Source organism: Corynebacterium sp. HMSC071B10 (assembly GCF_001814825.1).
Classification (GTDB): domain Bacteria; phylum Actinomycetota; class Actinomycetes; order Mycobacteriales; family Mycobacteriaceae; genus Corynebacterium.
Genome location: NZ_KV818008.1, coordinates 42,966 through 62,568 on the forward strand (window position 1 = coordinate 42,966; position 19,603 = coordinate 62,568).

Below are 19,603 nucleotides of genomic sequence, written 5' to 3' on the forward strand. Positions count from 1 at the left end.
GTCTACATGGAGCTAGCTCCGTTTGCATGCTGTGCCAGTGCAAAACCGCAGGTCGCGGTTCAGCTGGTCGGCCAAATAGAGCTAGCTCCTTTTGCGTGCGGTGCACAGGGGCACTGATTGCTAATGGCGCATCATCTTCTATTTGGAAGGAGCTGGTCTTTGCGGCCAACTTCAAGCAGACCATTCAGCCAAGGTCCTTGTTGGGGCAGTACAGGAGGTATATTCTCGTAGCTATCCAACATTTTGAATGGAGGTGAGCTTGCCATGACTAGGAGTACATATCCCGAACGACTGCAGGCAACTGTTTTTGTATCGGGCACAAGTCAGGCTGTAAGAATCCCAGCAGCATTTCGGATCGATACGGAAAATGCAACGATTGAGAAAGTGCCTGAAGGGCTTCTTCTTCGACCTTTGGGTGAAGACTTTGGAGCCGTGGTGTCACGGTTACGAGAGTTTCAGGAGGCACACGACATAAGCGACGGCCTCATCGATGAGACTGGCGATTTGCCGCTTGATCCCATTCCGGTGGTTAGCGACCTTGGTGCCACTGACCACCGTTAGAAGGAACGGGTAATGGGCTATTTGCTTGATACCAACGTGTGGATCGACATAGAACGTGGTAGAGAAGACCGACTCATTAATAAGGCTGCGTCCGTTTCGAATGATGACTTGCTGCTCTCAATGGTTGTCTTGGGGGAGATTGTGGCAGGGATCGAGCGATCTCGGAACCCCGAACTAGCCCGACGAACATACGACATCCTTTTTCATGGCCGTGCGACGGTAGGGATCGATGAAGGTTGCGCTGCAGCTTATGGGAGTATAAGGGCTCGCCTTTTGGACAAAGGTACGCCTATCGGAGCGAATGATCTGTGGATCGCAGCTCAGGCGGTCAGCAACGGTCTGGTTCTCGTAACAGCGAACACAGCAGAGTTCTCTCGGGTTCCCGGATTAGTGGTGGAGAATTGGCGATCAGGGTAATGGAAGCTGCGAGGATGGGGAATCCTCCACTGGGATGAGTTGCTTGGGGTGCCGCTGCGACGCAAGGATGAGGAGCGGCGTGCTGCGACACGGGGTCTTCGTCGTGCAGGTTTCGTCATGTAAGCGTGTAAGCGGGCACGTGGGGAGTCCCCGGGAGGAGCCCGAGGTCGTGTTCCGACCACGACGCTAAATGGAGCTAGCTCCATTTAGGCCGCCCACCGGTGCAAAACCCCAGGTCGCGTTCCGGCCACGACCCCAAATGGAGCTAGCTCCATTTAGACCATCCACAACCCCAAGCCACGCCCGGCCACCACCAGGCCCATAATCATCTACATGACACACCTCGTTCACACGCCGGAGTCGCTCAAAGACCTCATCGGCACCGCCCCCGTCTCCCTGGTCCCCACGATGGGGGCGCTCCACGACGGCCACCTCGCCCTGGTCAAGCAGGCGAAGGCCCTGGGCAACCCGGTGGTGGTGAGTATCTTCGTCAATCCGCTGCAGTTCGCGCCGGGCGAGGACTTGGACGCGTACCCGCGCACGCTCGCCGAAGACGTGGGAAAGCTGAAGACGGAGGGCGTCGAGGCCGTGTTCGCGCCCAGCCCGGAGACGATGTACCCGCACGGCCCGCGCACGACGATCCACCCGGGCCCGCTCGGCCAGGTGCTGGAGGGCGCGAGCCGTCCGACGCATTTTGCGGGCGTGCTTACGGTGGTGGCGAAGCTGTTCGCGCTCACGGGCGCCACGGACACATTCTTCGGTGAGAAGGACTACCAGCAGCTCGCGCTGATCCGGCAGATGGTCGAGGATCTGCACATGCCGGTGCGCATCCACGGCTGCCCGATCGTGCGCGACGCCGACGGCCTCGCCCTGTCCTCGCGCAACCGCTACCTCAGCGCCGCCGAGCGTCAGACCGCGCTCGCACTCCCCAAAGCGCTGCAGACCGGGAGTCTCGCGCAGGCCCGCTCGCTTCTCGACGCCACACCCGCCCTCACCCTCGACTACCTCGTCACCACCACGCCCGACCTGGGCGAACTCCCCGCCGGTTTCACCGGTGAGGCCCGCATGCTGGTGGCTGCCAAGGTCGGCTCGACCCGCCTGTTGGACAACGCGCCGATCCAAATTAGCTAGAAGGTGTGCTCCGAAGCCGGGAACTCGCCGGTGTGCACCGCCCGTTTGTAGGCGGCGGCTGCGGCGGTGAGATCGGCGCCGATGGTGCCGAAGCGGTGGACGAAGCGCGCTCGGTGGTCGCCTTCCGGCAGGTCGGCCATGTCGTGCCAGACCAGCACCTGCGCGTCGGTATCCGGGCCCGCGCCGATGCCGACGGTGGGGATGGGGCAATCGCGCGTGAGTTTCGCAGCGAGCGCGGCGGGCACCATTTCGAAGACGACGAGGTCGGCGCCGGCGTCGGCGACGGCGTTGACGTCGGCAAGCAATTGCGCGGCGCTCTCATCGCGGCCCTGCACCTTGAAGCCGCTCAGGCTGTCGACTGATTGCGGGGTGAAGCCGACGTGCGCGCACACCGCAAGACCTGCGTTTTTGAGTGCGTGGATGCGCGGGGCGATGCGTACGCCGCCCTCGAGCTTGACCATGTGCGCGCCCGTGCGGCGGATCATGTCGGTGGCGGTGCGGACGCATTGCTCGTCGCTGGCCTCGTAGCTGCCGAAGGGCAGATCCAGGATGACCAGGGCGTTGCCCGCGCCGCGGACCACGGCGGCGCCGAGGTAGACCATCTCGTCGACGGAGACCTGGTTGGTGGTCTCGTAGCCGTAGACCACGTTCGCCGCGGAGTCGCCGACCAGCATGCATTCGATGCCGGCCTGGGCGAACGCGCGGGCGCTGGAGTAGTCATAGGCGGTGAGCATGGCCCACTTCTCGCCTGTGACCTTCTTTTGTGCCAGGTCAGCGACCCGGACTTTCTTCGTAGGGGCAAGGTAACTCGTCACGCGGTCATCTTAGCCCGCCCAACCCAAAACACCCCCACCCACTTGACGCGCGCGGTAGGCTGCGAGGCATGCAGTACCCCACCACCATTCTCACCCGGGTGGCTATGCCCGGGGTGGAAAATGAGCAGTTGGCCGCGCACAACCTGGGCGGGAACCACTTCGTGGTGGCGAGCGTCCCCTTTGTAGACGTCTCGCTGGCCGTCGGCGACATCGTCGAGTGCGTCCGCGTTGGTGGCAATTGGCACGTTGACCGGGTGCTGGTGCGCGGCGGGGCGTCGACAATGCGCATCCTGCCGGAGGAGCAGCAGCCGCACGAGATCGCGGAGACGCTGCTGGCGTTCGGGTGCCGCGTGGAGATCGGCCCCGGTGGGATGCTCGCCGCGAGCATTGGCCCCGACTGTCCGATGGAGGGCATCCGCGAGTGGCTCGATGGGCTCGAGGCGGACGGTGTGATCCAGCAGGCTCCCGGCTACATGGCCTAGCCTGCGTAAAAGCGTTGGCCTGTGGGGTGAGCGCCCGCCGGTTACACTGGCAGCCATGAGCGTATTTGTCTCCGCGGAAGACCTCCGGCTGCGCATCCGCGCCGGGGAGAAGAACACCATCCTCGCGTCCCTGTGGGAGCCTGAGGAAGGCAAGGCCGTGTCCAAGTACCGGTCCGAACATATCCCGACCTCGCAGTTCTGCGACCCGGCCGCGCATCTCGCTGGCCTGCCCGGCTCGCGTAGCGGCCGCAACCCGCTGCCCGCGCCCGAGGTAGTGGAGCGGGCGATCCGCATGTGGGGCATCGGCCCCGGCCGCCCGGTGATCGCCTATGACCAGGGGAATTGCCTGTACGCGGCGCGCGCCTGGTGGGTGCTGCGGTGGATGGGCATCGAGGACGTCCACATTCTGGACGGCGGCTTCGCCGACTGGGATCGCCGCGGCTTCCACACGCTCGCGGGCCCCGGCTCGCCCGCGGTCAAGCGCCACGTGCCCACCCACCCGGGCAGCATGCCGACTGCGGAGATGTCGCAGGTGCGCGAGTTCGAGGGCCTGCTTATCGACGCCCGCGGGGCCGACCGCTTCGCCGGCCGCAAAGAAAACCTGGACCTGCGCGCAGGCCACATCCCTGGCGCGCTGAACCTGCCGGTCTACGACCTGTTCGATAAGGAGACGCGCACGCTGCGCTCGGTCGAGGAAATCCGCGGCCGCCTCGCCGAAGTAGGCCTGACCCAGAACACCGACCCGGCCGACGTTATCGTCTACTCCGGTTCCGGCAACCACTCTGCGCTGCTGATCGCGGTGATGGAGCACGTCGGCCTGCCGGTGGTCACGCACTACGTGGGCGGCTGGTCGCAGTGGAGCGCGGAGAAGTCCAACCCGATTGCCACGGACGTGTAACGGCCGCGCCCGGCAAGGCAGTAACATCAGTTCGCGATGGCACCTTTACTCATTGTTGTAGCGCTGCTCGTCATAGCGGCCGGAGTCGCGCTTTGGCTTAGCGACGCCCGCGAGCGCCCTTCCCGCGACGCCGCCGACTTTGTCGAGCCTGCTGAGGCTGTCGAGCCTGCGCGCGAAGCTGGACCTGCTGAGCCCGAGCCGGAACCGGAGCCTGAGCCGGAACCTGTCGAGCCGGAGCCGATTCCGGAGCCCGCTCCAGAACCTGAGCTGATTCCCGAGCCTGTCGAGCCTGAGCCAGAACCAGAACCGGAACCAGAGCCGGCTCCCGAGCCCGAACCGGAACCGGAAGCCGAACCTGGGCCTGTCGAGCCGACTCCCGAGCCAGACCCAGCTCCAACCCCCACCCCCAAGCCCGCCCCACGCGCGCACCGGAAGTCCGGCCTGCAGTTCCCGGGCGCGTCCCGCCGCGAGCGCAGGGCCTGGGCGGAGGGCCACGGGTTCTCCTTCGCCAAGCACAGCGATGAGCTGGTCGGAGAGTGGCAGCGCGGCGCTGCGGCTGCGGGCGCGACGCCGAAAGACATCGCCTCCGGCTCGATCTACGGCCACTCCACCCACGTCATGGACCTGGGTGGGGTGACCGTCATCGCGATGGACACCGGCCGGATCAGTGACGTGGTCGTAGATATGCGCCGCGAGGGTTTCCACGCGGATTCCTCCGCCGACCTCATCACCGTGACCGAGACCGAAGGCTTCACCGTGCTCGGCACGCACGCGGGTGCGGTCGAACGCTTCCTGGACGTGCGGGTGCGCACCGCACTCTCCTCGCTGCCGGAGGCAGTGACCGCCGCGTGGTTCGAGTCCGATTGGGTGCTCGCAGAGATGGATCGCTCCTCGGCCGCGGCCGAGTGGGACGCGACCCTTGCGCCGCTCGCCCTGCTTGCCGACGCTGCGCGGACCCTCCCGCCCGAAACCGCCGACCAGATCGAGTTCGGTTTCGCCACCCGCGACATGCCCGAGCAGACGCTCACACCGGAGGCACACGCGCAGCTGCGACCGGTCACGCGCCCGGAGCCAGAGGAGCCGCACGTGCAGCGCCCGGACGAGCCGCTCGAGATGCCGACCCGTGTCACCGGCGCGGTGCGCGGCCAGGTGGACTACAGCGACCTCGGCGGCGACGAGGTCACCGCGATCGCAGACGGCGCGCCGGAGGAACAGACCACTGATCTCACGCGTGTGCGGCGTGAGCAGGCACCGTCGTCGATTTTCGGCGACGCGCCGACGAAGGACCCAGAGAAAGAGGAAGAGTAGATGAGCAACACAGCAGACAAAGCACGGCTTGCAGACCTGGTCAAGGAGCTGGCGGTTGTCCACGGCAAGGTCACGCTGTCTTCGGGCAAGGAGGCGGACTACTACGTCGACCTGCGCCGCGCCACCCTGCACCATGAGGCATCTCGCCTGATCGGCGCGCAGCTGCGCGAGCTGACCGCAGACCTCGAGTTCGACGCCGTCGGAGGCCTGACCTTGGGCGCGGACCCGGTTGCCACCGCGGTGATGCACGCGCAGGGCCGCGACATCGACAGCTTCGTGGTGCGCAAGGAAGCGAAGAAGCACGGGATGCAGCGCCGCATCGAGGGACCGAGCATTGTGGGCAAGAAGGTGCTGGTGGTGGAGGACACGACCACGACCGGCAACTCCCCGCTGACCGCAGTGGAGGCATGCCGCGCGGAGGGCGCTGAGGTCGTCGCCGTCGCCACGGTGGTCGACCGCGCGACCGGTGCCGCGAAGGTGATCGAGGACGCCGGGCTGGAGTACCGCTTCCTGCTCGGTCTCGAGGATCTGGGCCTTGCCTGAGCAATCCGCGAAAGGCCCGACCGAATGGAATGAGGGCCGCCACGGCGTCGGGCCGTGGGAGGGCCCGCTGCCTGACGACGCCCGCCTGGACCCGGAACTCCTGGCCAATGGAGACCGCCGCAACGTCGTCGACGCCTATCGTTACTGGTCCATGGACGCGATCGTGGCGGAGCTCGACGCGCGCCGCCACCCGTTCCACGTGGCGATCGAGAACTTTGAAAACGACATGAACATCGGCACCGTAGTGCGCACCGCCAACGCCTTCCTGGCCAAAGAGGTGCACATCATCGGGCGTAAGCGGTGGAACCGCCGCGGCGCGATGGTCACGGACCGTTACCAGCACATCCACCACCACGAAACCGTGGCGGATTTCGCCGCCTGGGCGCGAGCGGAGGACATCCCAGTCGTGGCGATCGACAACACCCCGGGGTGCGTCCCGCTGGAAACGGCCGAGCTGCCCGAGCGTTGCGTGCTCGTCTTCGGCCAGGAGGGGCCCGGCATCACGGAGGAGACGCAGTACGCGGCGAGCATGACCTGCTCGATCGCGCAGTTCGGCTCGACGCGCTCCATCAACGCGGGCGTGGCCGCGGGCATCGCGATGCACGCGTGGGTGCGTCAGCACGCGGATCTTGGCCAGGCTTGGTAAACCCGTTGGATATTTCTCTGCAACATTCCGGCCTGCTCTGGCAATATAAAGATCGTACGAGCTCGTTGTAGGTGTTGGGAGCAGATGTGTCAGAACCCGCGTCGCCGTGGCCGCGGCGTGCCGATTTAGCTGAGCAGGCCATCCACAAGCGGCATTCGCAGAAGTTGTGGAAGATGCCGCGGACCAATTTGGCGGTAGTCACCTGGCCCCCGGGGGCGAAGGATCGCCTCTTTTGGCACTGGCATTACTGGTGGCAGGCGCACTACCTGGACTGTCAGGTGGATGCGGCGTTGCGAGAGCCGACGAAGGCGCGGCGGAATCGTGTGCAGCACACCCTGCGCGCGATGAACTACCGCACGGGCGGCAAGCTCACGGCCAACAAGTACTACGACGATAAGGCGTGGTTGGCGCTGGCGTGGAACCGTGCGTTGGCGCTCGAAGGGGTGCGCCGGACGAAGGCGCTGAACCAGCTGGAGTTCGACCTGCTCGCGGGCATCGACCCGGTCACGGGCGTGCTGCCCTGGCGTCGCGGCGAGACCTTCTACAACATTCCCTCGAACGGCCCGGCGGCGATCCTGTTCGCGCGTACGGGCCGGTTGGACAAGTCGCGGCAGGTGCTCGACTGGATTTTTGACAACCTTGTGCGTGAGAACGGCCTGCTCGAGGACGGCATCCGCATGCGCATGCACGGCCCGGAGGTGGTGGAGAAGATCTACACCTACAACCAGGGCACAGTCCTCGGCGCGAGCTTGGAGATCGCGCTGGCGCTTCGCGACGAGGTGGGGCTGGCCCACGACGAGCCGATCGATTCTTTCGCCAACTCCGAGCGCGCCGACGCCTCCGTGTTCTACATCACGCATATCCGCGCGATTGTGCAGGCGATCGCGCTGCACCTCGCTACCCCGCAGGGCGTGATCATCAGCCCGAAGTACGAGTCCGGCGACGGCGACGGTGGCCTGTTCAAAGGCATTCTGGCCCGCTACCTGGCCGAGGTCGCGGTGCGGATGCCGGAGGACAGTCGGGAAAACATCGCCACGAAGCGGGTTGCCGCCCGCCTCGTGCGTGCGTCGGCAGAGTCCTTGTGGCAGCACCGCCTCGAAGTCGACGGCTTGCCGGTGTTTGCCGCCGAGTGGACCGAGGATGCGAAGCTGCCGCACAACTACGGGCTGGGCCCGGCGAGTATCAGCGAAGCGGTCGGGCTTCTGCGGATTGATGAGCGCGATTTGTCCGTCCAACTGTCGGGATGGATGCTGCTTGAGGCAGCGGCAAGAATTCCCAATGCACCGGGGCTGTAAAAAGGGCATACTGGAACACGTACTACCTACCCGCAACTTTGGAGGTTTTTCCCCATGCCAATTGCTACTCCTGAGGTCTACAACCAGATGCTGGATAGTGCAAAGAAGGGCGGCTACGCTTTCCCCGCCATCAACTGCACGTCCTCTGAGACCATCAACGCGGCGATTCGGGGCTTCGCCGAGGCTGAGTCTGACGGCATCATTCAGTTCTCCCTTGGTGGCGCTGAGTTCGGTTCCGGTCTGGGCGTGAAGAACAAGGTGGCGGGTGCCCTGGCCCTGGCCGCATTCGCACACGAGATCGCCCAGCACTACGACGTGAACATTGCGCTGCACACGGACCACTGCCAGAAGGAGGTCCTGGACGAGTACGTGCGTCCGCTGATTGCTATCTCCCAGGAGCGCGTGGACCGTGGCGAGCTGCCGCTGTTCCAGTCCCACATGTGGGATGGCTCCGCGGTGCCGATCGATGAGAACCTGGAGATCGCGCAGGAGCTGCTGGAGAAGGCACGCAAGGCCAACATCATCCTCGAGGCAGAGATCGGCGTCGTCGGCGGCGAAGAGGACGGCGTTGAGGCAAAGGCCGGCGCGAACCTCTACACCACCCCGGAGGACTTCGAGAAGACCATCGATGCCCTGGGCACCGGCGAGAACGGCCGTTACCTGCTGGCAGCCACTTTCGGCAACGTCCACGGCGTGTACAAGCCGGGCAACGTGAAGCTGCGTCCTGAGGTGCTGGACGAGGGCCAGAAGGTCGCCGCGAAGAAGCTGGGCCTGGAAGAGGGCGCTCGCCCCTTCGACTTCGTCTTCCACGGCGGCTCGGGTTCCGAGAAGGAGAAGATCGAGGAATCCCTGCGTTACGGCGTGGTGAAGATGAACGTGGACACCGATACCCAGTACGCGTTCACCCGCCCGGTGGCTTCGCACATGTTTGAGAACTATGACGGTGTGCTGAAGGTCGACGGCGAGGTGGGCAACAAGAAGGCCTACGACCCGCGTTCGTACCTGAAGAAGGCTGAGGCCGCCATGACCGAGCGCGTCATCGAGGCGTGCCAGGATCTGCACGCTGTCGGCCGCTCTGTGTCGAAGTAAGCTTCAAGGCATCCCAAGCGCCGTCCCTGATCCCAGGGGCGGCGCTTTCGCGTGTCTGGGCAGCCGGTGAGGGGCTAGGGTATTGGTCATGGCCAAAGAGAGGATGAGTACGCGCGAGCGCCTGAAGCAGGTAGATAAGTCCCTGCAGTCGCGGGTGCTGCGGGTGCGCAAGCGGATGCTGCCGATTCTGCAGATCGGTCTCGCGTCCGGCATTGCGTACTGGATTGCGAAGGAAATTTTTGACCACCAGCGCCCGTTCTTCGCCCCGATCTCTGTCATCATCATGATCGGCATGACTGGCGGCGACCGGCTCACCAAGGCGTGGGATCTGGCTATTGGTTGTATCCTCGGCGTGCTGGTCGGCGATTTGTTGTTCTACCGGCTGGGGGAGGGCGGCTGGCAGATCGCGCTGATTGTCTCAGGCGCGCTGGTCATCGCGTCGTTCTTCTCCAAGTCGCAGCTGGTGAATAACCAGGTGGCGATCGGCTCGGTGCTGATTGCCACGATCATGCCGCCAGGCGCGGAAGTCACCGGCTTAGACCGCACCATCGACGCGATCATCGGCGTGGCGGTCTCCATGGCCACCCTCGCTGTGCTGCCGCAAGCCCCGATGCAGGGTGCCCGCGCCGAGATCGCGAAGGTAATGGGCATCTTGAGCTCAGTGCTTGACGACGTCGCGTCGGGCCTGTCCAACGGCGATCCCGAAATCATCGACGAGGCCCTCGAGTCCATCCGCGGCTCGCAAACCGACATCGACCAGATGGCCTCTGCGGTCAAATCCGGCAAGGAGTCCACGCGGATCTCCCCGTTCCTCTGGGGCGTGCGCCGCTACATCAACTCGCTGTCGCGCGTGATCCCGCCGGTGGATAACGCCGTGCGCACCACTCGCGTGCTGGCGCGCCGGGCGCTCGTGCTGTGCGAGGACAGGGACGAGGTGACCGAGGAACAGATCGAGTTGCTGGATACGCTCTCGCAGATCTGTCTGGAGTTCTCCGAGGTCTACGAGGTCGAATCTCGCCGTGCGCAGGCGATCGCGATTCCGCGCATTGTCAACGAGCTGCGCGTGGCGGGCCAGCGCGCCTCCATGGACGCGTTGCCCGAAGACGCCGTGCTCTCGGCCTACGCGATCCTGGCGCAGACCCGTTCGCTCATCGTGGACCTGCTGGAGGCCAGCGGCATGTCGCGCGAGTCGGCGGTGGCGGTGCTCGCCCCGACCTCGCACACGCCAAAATACCCGCCCGAGCTTTACGACGAGTAAAGCCAGGCGGGTACTGAAAGCGGTAAGAATTTACTTCTTGTCGCCGTCGACAACGCCCTCAACACCATCGGTGTCAAAGCGCTCCTTGCGCAGCTCCTCGGAGACGCGCTCGGTGTCCTTGACGGTGTCCTTCTCCAGGGAGACCTTCTCCACCGGGACGGACTCCTTGGTCACGTTCACGCGCTCCTCGTGCAGGGTGACGGATGCTTCCTGCTCGCCGATCTTGCCGTCGAAGTTTGCGCGGTCGGCGTCGGTGATCGGCTCGCGGACAACGCGAACCTCTTCGCGCTCGACCGGGACCTCGACGGTCTCGGTCTCGTTGACTACGTACTTGCGCAGGCGGACCTGGCCGGACTCAACGCGGTCCTTCTGTACGTTGAGCTGCTCCTCGGAGCGGATGATGGCGTCCTTGTCGGTCGCGGCAGCGCCTGCAGCAGCACCGGTACCGGCGGCACCAGCAGCGGCAGCGTCGGTCTCGACGTCACGGCGCTCGTCAGCAGCGGCACCAGCGCCCGCCGCACCTGCCGCACCAGCAGCGCCTGCACCAGCAGCAGCGTGGCGGCCGGTGTCGTAGGTGGTGACGTCCTTGGTCTCGGTCAGGCCGTAGTGGCGGTAGAAGGCATCCTGGTCGTCGGTGGTGAGGTGACCGTTCTCGTCCAGATCCGGTGCGTCCTTGATGCGATCCTTCGGGAATGCGAGGTGCAGCTCACCGTCGCGCAGGGTGTGGCCGCGCAGCGGGACGATGGAGGTGCCGGCACCGAACAGGCCGTGGTTGACGGAGACGAAGTCCGGCTGGCCGGAGGTGTCGTTAACGTAGACGTCCTGGACGCCGCCTACCTTGTCGCCATCAACGTCAAAAGCGGTTGCGTTTGCAAGATCTTCAATGCGATTGGTTGCAGTCATGGTGTGGAAAAGCTCCTTAGTGCTTCGGATTCATTCTTGGGTTCTAACTAATTGCTCCCACCCACCGCTAGCCGCGGGGGCGGTGTCGCTTCTCGCAATTCGGAGTGTGTGCTCCGCTGCGTTGCGAACAAGACCCAACGTAAGGCGGTTGCGGCAAACGTGCAGCGCCGCCGACCGCCCACTGGCCAAAAATCGCTGACCGAACATACGGACGGGTGACACATCTTCAAACCATCGGTACAATCGCCAGGCAAACCGGCTGACCTGCGAAAATGTCCAACTTGGACAACATGCGCTACTTGCGAGTCGCCCGCCCAATGTCTCGGCGAGGTAACATCTCGCTCACCGCCAGCGTAGAAAAACTCCTATGTGAGTTATCTCACATAGTCTCGGTGGGGCCCTTTTTCACGCTTTGGATGTCGCGCAAGTGTCGGTAAAAGGTCACCCGCTCGACCGTGCGTGGGCGGCGCACCCCGTCCAACTCCACGGTGATGGCCTCGCCACCGGATTGCAGCGCGCGCCCGGTGAGTACTCGCGACCCGTCCGTCTGACCCGGTGCCACGCCCGCCCCGCGCGTCAAACCGCGCAGCAGCGCATTCCGGCTCATCCGCTCCAGCTTCTCCGGCGAGCGCTTGGACACCGGCCCAGTAGTCACCAGCGGCGTGACGATCGGCGTGGACGCGATCCCCGGCGCACCGGCAGTCGGCACCAGCCGCGCGCCGAACTGCCCGTAAAAGCGCGCCGACGGCGCTTCGCCGCTGCGGTACACCAGGCGCTGCGAATCCACGACGATCTCGCCCACGTACTCCACATCCCCCTCACCCCGGTAGATCGCGGCCGCGCCAGCCACCACATCACCCGTATCGGTCCGCACGCACGGCGACGGCGTCACCGGACCTTCGGCGGCGAGAGCACGCAGTTCCTCAATATTCAGCCCGGCCAGCCCCCAGCCCACCGCAGCGGGGGAGTGCGTATCCACCGGCACGTACGCGACCTCCGCCCACAGGTAGTCCCCGCGCATCATTCGGGTAAGTACAGCGGCAAGCGCCTTGTCCGAGCCGGAAACCACAACGCGGAAACGCTCGCTCGGCTGCTGCGGGGCCGGGCCGGGCTCGCCCATGTGCGCGACGTTCGGCGAGGCCTGGATCTCGGCCAAGGACGGCGTGGGGTCCTCCGGCAGTACGTCCTTGGCGGCGGCGTCGAGAAAGCGTAGCTCCTTGCGCGAGGGCACCTCGCTGACATCGTGGTGCTCGGCACCGGGGATGGTAATTGTGGTTGCGCACGCGCAATGAATCAGCCGCATACGGGTCACGCTACAATAAGCGCGGATTACTGCCTATATAAGGAGTCAACATGTCCGCCATCGTCATTGTGGGCGCCCAGTGGGGCGACGAGGGCAAGGGGAAGGCCACCGACATCCTCGGCGGCAAGGTCGACTATGTGGTTAAGCCCAACGGAGGCAACAACGCCGGGCACACTGTGGTGGTCGGCGGCGAAAAGTACGAGCTGAAGCTCTTGCCGGCCGGCGTGCTGAGTGAGAACGCCACCCCGATTCTGGGCAACGGCGTGGTGGTGAACCTGCAGGCGCTCTTCGAGGAGATCGACGGGCTTGAGGCCCGCGGCGCGAACGCCTCCCGCCTGCGCATCTCGGGCAACGCGCACATGGTCGCCCCGTACCACCAGACCCTGGACCGGGTGCAGGAGCGCTTCTTGGGCAAGCGCGCGATCGGCACTACCGGCCGCGGCATCGGCCCCACCTACGCCGATAAGGTCGCGCGTGTCGGCCTGCGCGTGCAGGACATTTTCGATGAGTCGATCCTGCGCCAGAAAATCGAGTCCGCACTCGATGTGAAGAACCAGATGCTGGTCAAGATGTACAACCGCAAGGCCATCGAGCCGGACGAGGTGATGGACTACTTCATGTCCTACGCCGACCGTCTCAAGCCGATGGTCATCGACGCGGAGTACACGCTGAACAAGGCACTCGACGAAGGCAAGCACGTGCTCATGGAGGGCGGCCAGGCCACCATGCTGGACGTGGACCACGGCACCTACCCGTTCGTCACCTCCTCCAACCCCACCGCCGGCGGCGCCTGTGTGGGCGCGGGCATCGGCCCGACGAAGATCACTGCCTCCCTAGGCATCGTGAAGGCCTACACCACGCGCGTGGGCGCGGGCCCGTTCCCCACGGAGCTCTTTGATAAGTGGGGCGACTACCTGCAGGAGGTCGGCGGTGAGGTCGGCGTGAATACCGGCCGCAAGCGTCGCTGCGGCTGGTACGACTCGGTGATCGCCCGCTACGCCGCGCGCGTCAACGGCTTCACCGATTACTTCCTTACCAAGCTCGACGTGCTCACCGGCATCGGTGAGATCCCCATCTGTGTGGCTTACGACGTCGACGGCGAGCGCTTCGATGAGATGCCACTGACCCAGTCTCAGTTCCACCACGCCGAGCCCATTTTCGAGACCATGCCGGCGTGGGACGAGGACATCACCGGCTGTACCTCCTTCGACGAGCTTCCGCAGAAGGCCAAGGACTACGTGCTGCGCCTCGAGGAGCTCTCGGGCGCGCCGATGAGTTACATCGGTGTAGGCCCGGGCCGCGACCAGACCATCGTGCGCAACGACGTACTCGCCCGCTAACCCAGCGGCGTTTTCCCAGCGCGCCTGTTTGCCCGGGGCAATGTCGAGGCATAGAGTATGCGCCTATGACTACGGCGAAGCGCTCCAAGGTGCTGATTCTGGGCACGTCTGAGGTGGAGGAGGAGCTTGCGTCCTCGTTCCGCCACCTGGGCTATGAGGTGCAGGTGGGCACCTTCGCCCAGGGCGCGCCGGGGGCGATGACCCCGGACATCACCGTGGCAGGGGAGGACACCGACCTGGCCAAGCTGCGCGAGCTGGTGGAGACCACCGGCTGCGAGCTTTTCCCCACGGTGGAGGCCTGCCGCATGACCCGTAATCGCGAGGGCGTGCGCCGCACCGCGGCCGAGGAGCTCGGCTTGCCGACGATGGCGTACCAGTTCGCCGACTCCCTCGAAGCCCTCGAGGCGTGTGCCGAGCAGGTCGGCTACCCACTGGTGGTCAAACCAGGCCGCTCGACCGCGGGCGAGGGCCAATCCGTCGTGCGCGAGCCAAAAGAGTTGCGCGCCGCGTGGACGAAGGCGCACGCCGCCTCCGAGTCCGAATCCGGCGAGACCGAGCCGGTGGCGGTGGAACAGTACATCGACTTCGACTACGAGGTCACCATCCTCACGGCTCGCTCCATCGATCCGGCGACCGGTGAGCTGGCCACGTGGTTCTGCGAGCCCATCGGCACCCGCCACGCGAACGGCAAACTCGTAGAGACCTGGCAGCCCGCAGCGCTCTCCCAGGCGGCCGCCGATAACGCGCGTTCGATCGCAGCGCGCATCAGCGGGGCCATCGCGGGCCGCGGCGTGTACTCGATTGAGCTGTTTGTCGACGGCGACGAGGTCTACTTCTCCCAGGCCACCCCACGCCCCGACGCCGACGGCCTGCTCACCCGCGGCACGCAGCGCGTAGACCAGTTCGACCTGCATGCACGAGCCACCGCGGGCCTGCCTATCGACGTCACGCTCACCTCCCCCGGCGCCGCCACCTTCCTCCACGGCGTGAACCCCACTACCGACCAGATCGCGCAGGCAATGGCGGTAGAGGAAGTCACGGTCCAGGTACATGAAGACACTGTCATGGTGCTGGCAACTGCGGACACCGTAGACGAGGCGCGTGCTCGCGCGGCAGAAGCTGCGGGCTACCTGGAAGTGGGGGAGTAACCCCGTTGCTCGGGGGCTTTGACCCATTCCGTACCCCATGCCGGGGGTAAAAACCGGCTGTGATGGCTATTCATAGAATAATTTAATTTTGCTCGCCTCTGAAAATATGGACGTTCGTAACAGGACTGACCGATAATGGTGTTGGGGTGATCGCGGAGAGTGCTGGATGTGGCTTTTTTAGGGCTTAGCTTCTGGAAAGTGACTGAATGTGTGACTTGAGGCTTGCGGAGATGGCTATTCAGGGCGGGGCAGGATCTTACAGTTCGAACCCTAAGTAAAAGAAAGCTGAGTGTTGACCTGGCCTCTGTCGCGGAATGGTTGCCTATGCTGCTGGGGAGCTTTTGAGTGATTTGGGTGAAGATTCCGGGCTGTGGCGGGGTGAAAGCGCAACTCAGTCGTAGCGTATCTGCTTTTGACGCTACAGCTTTGGCGGGGAGTTTGAACCTGAGACCGTACTTGGGGCTGAAAAACTACTGGATAGGTGGCAGGCGATTTTTACTAGATTTGGAGGTGTGAAAGTCGGTGTGGATGTGTCCGCTAATGGCTGACCTGGGTGTTCGCCCTCCGTGCCTTCGGACTTTCTCTTTGTTCAGAACATCTTTGTGGAAGGAAGACTTCACAGCATGAAGAATCAAAAGGTTTCCCGCCGTCGCGGGACTTCTATTGCCGCAGCGGCGCTTTCGCTTGCGCTTGTTGCTCCTTTTGCGCAGCCGATCGCAGCTCCGAATACCGTTCAGGTGGCTCACGCTGCTGAAATTACCGACGCCGACGGTAACTACATTCCTGCGGATGCCGGGCGAATCTACGACAACGGTGAGAACGACGGCCTGCTCTATGTCGGCCTTGTACCGGAGTTTGTGGATGCACAGCAAAACGATCCGCAGTACGTATTCAAGATTCCGCATCTGAGGAAGATTGTTTGGAACGCCGGTAAGACCCCGGATGGGGATGCGGATGCGAACGGTCAGTTCATCCGCTTCCGTGATGAGGCTCTCTACTCCCAGATCGCCCGCATTGAGCTGGTGGGTGTGAATGGTGACCAACAGGGTTCATTTGCCAAGCGTGACCCAAACGGCTCTGAGTGGGGACTGAAGTTCGAAGACGCTAAGAACTTTCCTGGCGCATCTGGCGTCCCGTATGCGTCCTACATTCAGATCTTCTTGAAGGATGGCAAGAAGATTGAGGATCTTGACCTTCCAGCAGAGGGTTCGCAGGTTGACTACTACTGGATTCGCAAGGATGGTCGAATCCACAATAACTCCGTGCAGCACGTCAATATCGTTAGCGAGAGTCAGCTTGCACAAGTAGACGGCGTTCCCTCAAACACCTTCGAGGGCCCCGGCGAGAATGTGTACCACAATGGTATCTCCAAGCAGCTGAAGTATGATCAGGAGACGGGCTCCATCAAGTCCACTACCACCGCCACGATGGCAGGTAGGAATTTTGGTGGCAACAGTTACTGGAACTGGATTCTTAATGAGTACATCAGCCCTGATGTAGCGAAGCACATCACCGACGTCACGGTCTACATGTCTGACATCGAAGGCAATCCGCTTCCGAAAGCGAAGAAGTGGAAGATGGACTTCGACAAGGAGACAGGGTTCGCGACTACCGCAACTCGCCCCGAACTGTCCTATAAACCCCACGAACCCGGCATTGACGGGAAAACCAAGGACCAAGTGTGGGCCAACATGGACAGCATCGTGGGAATCGCAGCTAACGCCACCGGTAGCTTTACCATCGAGTACCAACTCGAAGAAGGCGCGGACAACCTTGCCAATTCCCCGTACGGTAAACGCATTGATACCCGCTCGTGGATCTCGGTGGACTTTACGGACAAGTGGCCTAAGACCCTGCCGAACGACGACAAACAAGACGGCGGCGCTGAGCCGACGCTGCTGAGGAACACGCTCAAGTCTGACTTCCTCAACATCGCGGATTCCGATGGGGATGGACTCACAGACGACTACGAGCGTGATCTGGGTACCGACCCGTCGGCTGCGGATACCGACGGCGATGGTATCCGCGACGATGTCGAGGTCCTTACCGATGACACCGATCCGTTAGACGCGAAGTCCTTCCTCCCAGCCGCTCCGCAGCCGGATAAGAAGGAAGTTCCTCTCAAGCCCAAATCTTTGTCGGGCACCATTACCCGCGAGCAGGATAAGGACACTCAGGGCAACGACATCCCGCTCCTTGATGTCACGAATGCTGACGCCGCGCCGGTCAAGATTGTCGCTGTACCGACTGACAAGCTGAGCGAAGACGAAGACGGCAACGTTAACTATGAGGCTGCTGACGCTATCGACGTTGCATCGCTTGACGACGTCGCAGCAATCCAGAAGGGCGAATTCAAATCAGCCGAGCTCACGCTTGAAAACAACACGGAGTACACTCTCGTTGCGGAGTCCCCGAATGGCGAGCGCACCAAGGGTGGTGCTTTCAAAGCAACCGATGCCCCGACCGAGACGACCAAGACCCCGTCCATTGCTCCGGTAAAGGCTGATGATACGAAGGTCACCGTTACGGCTCCTGCAGGCAGCGAGGTGAAAGTGACCCTGCCGTCTGGTAAGGAAGTCACCGCTACTGAGGATCCGGACAAGCCGGGCACTTTCACCGTAGACGTTCCTGCGGACGAAGAGCTCAAGGCCGATGACGAGATTAAGGCCGTGGCAACGGAGGATGGTAAGAAGCCGTCCGAGCCGGCAACGGCAACTGTCGAAGCTACTACGGCGCCGGAGCCGGAGACTCCTGGGACCGATAACACCTACGGCGTTGACTACCCAGCGCTGGAGAGCCTTGCCGTGGACGGCGAGAACGCCACCGCTACGGTCTCTCCGAAGCTGACCCTCAACGGTGAGGCCGTGGATACCTTGCCTGAGGGCTCCACGTTCACGGCAGATACCTCCAAGGCCCCTAAGGGCACAGACGTGGCCTTCGATGAGAAGGGTGCCGCAACTATCACCGTTCCGAAGCAGGAACCGGGTGCCCCGGCTCAGGTCTTTGAGCTGCCGGTTACCGCTACTATCGACGGCGAAGAGTTCACCGACACCATCGTTGTTCAGGTCCCAGCAGGTGATGAGAAGCCGGCTCCTAAGGATCTGGTCGTTGAAGAGATTCAAGGCCAAGAGGCCTGGTCCGATGAGGCCATTGACCCGATCCAGGTTTCTGCCAAGGCAGCTGACGGTACGGAGCTGTCCAACCCCACGTACGAGCTCGTTGGTGCACCTGAGGGAATCACCATTGATGACAACGGCAAGATCACCGGTACCCCTGCTTATAACAAGGACACCGCTGACATTGTGACCGAGGACGGTCACGCTGTCTTTAACATCACCGTAAAGGTCACTGATGGTGACGCTGTCGGCACGAAGACGTTCCCGCTCATTGTCAAGGATGCAGCGCGTGATTCCGACGGTGACGGCCTGACCGATAAGGAAGAGGAAGCTGCGGGTACCGACCCGAACAACCCGGATTCCGACGGTGACGGCCTGACCGATAAGGAAGAGCTCGACGGTTCGAAGAACAATGGTGAACCGACGGATCCGAACAAATCGGATTCCGACGGCGACGGTGTTTCCGATAAGGATGAAATCGATGCGGGCACCGACCCGAACGATCCGAACAGCAAGCCTGAGGACAATACGACTCCGGAGCCTCCCGCTGAAGATGCTCTGAAACTCGACGAGTCCGGCAAGCAGCCTGTCGAGCCAACCAACGATGCGCAGTCCACTGGTATCAAGGTTGAGAACTCGACCGAGAAGACCGAGGCGTCTGCGAAGGATGAAGACGGCAAGGACATCCCAGCAAAGCTGGATGAGGGCGGCAACGTTGTTGTTACCCCGGGTACTGATGTTGACGGGCCGATTACGGTCACCGTTGATGACCCGTCGCTTGAGGCCCCGCTCGTAACCGAAGTTGACGTTGAAGGCCACGAGAAGGGCAAGAACGACAATCCGACTACGGTTGAGGGTGCTGATAATCCGAAGACCGTTCAGCCAACCGACGACGAGCAACCCACCGGTGTGAAGGTTACCAACCCTGGTGAGGACACCAAGGTCACGGCAAAGGACGAAGACGGCAAGGATATCCCTGTCACGATCGATTCGAAGACCGGTGAAATCAAGGTCACCCCGGGTACGGACGTTGACGGCCCGATTACTGTGACGGTTGATGATCCGGATTTCGACAAACCAGTCACGGTTGAAGTTCCGGTTGATGGCCACGAAAAAGTTGTCAACGACAACGCAACTACGGTGGAGGGCACCGATGACCCGAACACCGTGAAGCCGACGAACGAGAAGCAGCCGACCGGCGTCAAGGTGAACAACCCCGACGCAGACACCAAGGTGACTGCTGAGGACGAAGACGGCAACAACGTTGCGGTTGAAGTTGATGAGGACGGCAACATCGTCGTGACCCCGGGCATTGGCGTCGATGGTCCGATTACGGTGACTGTTGAGGAT

General features: G+C 63.1%; 17 protein-coding genes. 14 read left to right on the plus strand and 3 right to left on the minus strand.

Annotated elements, in window-relative coordinates; genetic code table 11:
* Positions 1-264: 264 nt before the first annotated feature.
* The 3 genes from HMPREF2990_RS12730 to panC all read left to right on the plus strand — a co-directional run bounded on the left by HMPREF2990_RS12730 (position 265) and on the right by panC (position 2,109).
* Positions 265-561 (plus strand): antitoxin, encoded by a 297-nt coding sequence (locus HMPREF2990_RS12730; protein ID WP_141757853.1) that lies wholly within the window; start codon positions 265-267, stop codon positions 559-561.
* 12 nt (positions 562-573) lie between these two features.
* Positions 574-978, plus strand: a complete 405-nt coding sequence (locus HMPREF2990_RS13345; RefSeq protein WP_070764038.1) for a type II toxin-antitoxin system VapC family toxin — start codon at positions 574-576, stop codon at positions 976-978.
* A 333-nt stretch (positions 979-1,311) separates the two neighbouring features.
* A complete protein-coding gene (gene panC, locus HMPREF2990_RS08450; protein ID WP_070764040.1) occupies positions 1,312-2,109 on the plus strand; it encodes a pantoate--beta-alanine ligase in 798 nt (265 codons plus the stop codon).
* Here the strand turns inward: panC and panB are convergent.
* Positions 2,106-2,924, minus strand: coding sequence for a 3-methyl-2-oxobutanoate hydroxymethyltransferase (panB, locus tag HMPREF2990_RS08455; RefSeq protein ID WP_070764042.1), 819 nt, complete (start codon positions 2,922-2,924; stop codon positions 2,106-2,108). The genes panC and panB overlap by 4 nt on opposite strands.
* 68 nt (positions 2,925-2,992) lie before the next feature.
* Between panB and HMPREF2990_RS08460 the strand changes: the two genes are divergently transcribed.
* The 8 genes from HMPREF2990_RS08460 to HMPREF2990_RS08495 all read left to right on the plus strand — a co-directional run bounded on the left by HMPREF2990_RS08460 (position 2,993) and on the right by HMPREF2990_RS08495 (position 10,443).
* A complete protein-coding gene (locus HMPREF2990_RS08460) occupies positions 2,993-3,406 on the plus strand; it encodes a DUF4265 domain-containing protein (protein WP_038592622.1) in 414 nt (137 codons plus the stop codon).
* Positions 3,407-3,461: 55 nt separating this feature from the next.
* A complete protein-coding gene (locus HMPREF2990_RS08465; RefSeq protein ID WP_070764044.1) occupies positions 3,462-4,304 on the plus strand; it encodes a sulfurtransferase in 843 nt (280 codons plus the stop codon).
* Between the two features lie 36 nt (positions 4,305-4,340).
* Positions 4,341-5,612, plus strand: a complete 1,272-nt coding sequence (locus tag HMPREF2990_RS12965) for a type III secretion system chaperone family protein (protein ID WP_070764046.1) — start codon at positions 4,341-4,343, stop codon at positions 5,610-5,612.
* Positions 5,613-6,155, plus strand: coding sequence for an orotate phosphoribosyltransferase (pyrE, locus tag HMPREF2990_RS08475; RefSeq protein WP_070764048.1), 543 nt, complete (start codon positions 5,613-5,615; stop codon positions 6,153-6,155).
* Positions 6,148-6,801, plus strand: coding sequence for a TrmH family RNA methyltransferase (locus tag HMPREF2990_RS08480; protein WP_070764050.1), 654 nt, complete (start codon positions 6,148-6,150; stop codon positions 6,799-6,801). Before pyrE ends, HMPREF2990_RS08480 begins: the two co-directional genes overlap by 8 nt.
* 173 nt (positions 6,802-6,974) lie before the next feature.
* Positions 6,975-8,096 carry a glycoside hydrolase family 76 protein gene (locus tag HMPREF2990_RS08485; protein WP_083317093.1) on the plus strand — a complete coding sequence of 374 codons (1,122 nt, stop codon included), beginning with the start codon at positions 6,975-6,977 and terminating at the stop codon, positions 8,094-8,096.
* Between the two features lie 54 nt (positions 8,097-8,150).
* Complete coding sequence (gene fbaA, locus HMPREF2990_RS08490) at positions 8,151-9,185, plus strand: class II fructose-bisphosphate aldolase (protein WP_070764054.1); 1,035 nt, start codon at positions 8,151-8,153, stop codon at positions 9,183-9,185.
* Positions 9,186-9,273: 88 nt separating this feature from the next.
* Positions 9,274-10,443 carry an FUSC family protein gene (locus HMPREF2990_RS08495; RefSeq protein ID WP_070764056.1) on the plus strand — a complete coding sequence of 390 codons (1,170 nt, stop codon included), beginning with the start codon at positions 9,274-9,276 and terminating at the stop codon, positions 10,441-10,443.
* A gap of 30 nt (positions 10,444-10,473) precedes the next feature.
* On the opposite strand, the gene HMPREF2990_RS08500 is transcribed toward HMPREF2990_RS08495, so the two are convergent.
* Together HMPREF2990_RS08500 and HMPREF2990_RS08505 are read right to left on the minus strand one after the other, a co-directional pair.
* Entirely contained in the window at positions 10,474-11,346 is an 873-nt protein-coding gene (locus tag HMPREF2990_RS08500; protein ID WP_070764058.1) for a PRC and DUF2382 domain-containing protein, read from the minus strand.
* Between the two features lie 379 nt (positions 11,347-11,725).
* Positions 11,726-12,649, minus strand: a complete 924-nt coding sequence (locus HMPREF2990_RS08505; RefSeq protein WP_070764060.1) for a class II aldolase/adducin head domain-containing protein — start codon at positions 12,647-12,649, stop codon at positions 11,726-11,728.
* Positions 12,650-12,699: 50 nt separating this feature from the next.
* On the opposite strand from HMPREF2990_RS08505, the gene HMPREF2990_RS08510 reads away from it, so the two are divergent.
* The 3 genes from HMPREF2990_RS08510 to HMPREF2990_RS08520 all read left to right on the plus strand — a co-directional run.
* On the plus strand, positions 12,700-13,989 hold the full coding sequence (locus HMPREF2990_RS08510; protein WP_038592590.1) for an adenylosuccinate synthase: 1,290 nt from the start codon (positions 12,700-12,702) through the stop codon (positions 13,987-13,989).
* Between the two features lie 65 nt (positions 13,990-14,054).
* Entirely contained in the window at positions 14,055-15,137 is a 1,083-nt protein-coding gene (locus HMPREF2990_RS08515; protein WP_070764062.1) for an ATP-grasp domain-containing protein, read from the plus strand.
* A gap of 623 nt (positions 15,138-15,760) precedes the next feature.
* Positions 15,761-19,603: hypothetical protein (locus tag HMPREF2990_RS08520; protein ID WP_083317094.1), on the plus strand; the 3,843-nt coding region annotated here is incomplete at its 3' end.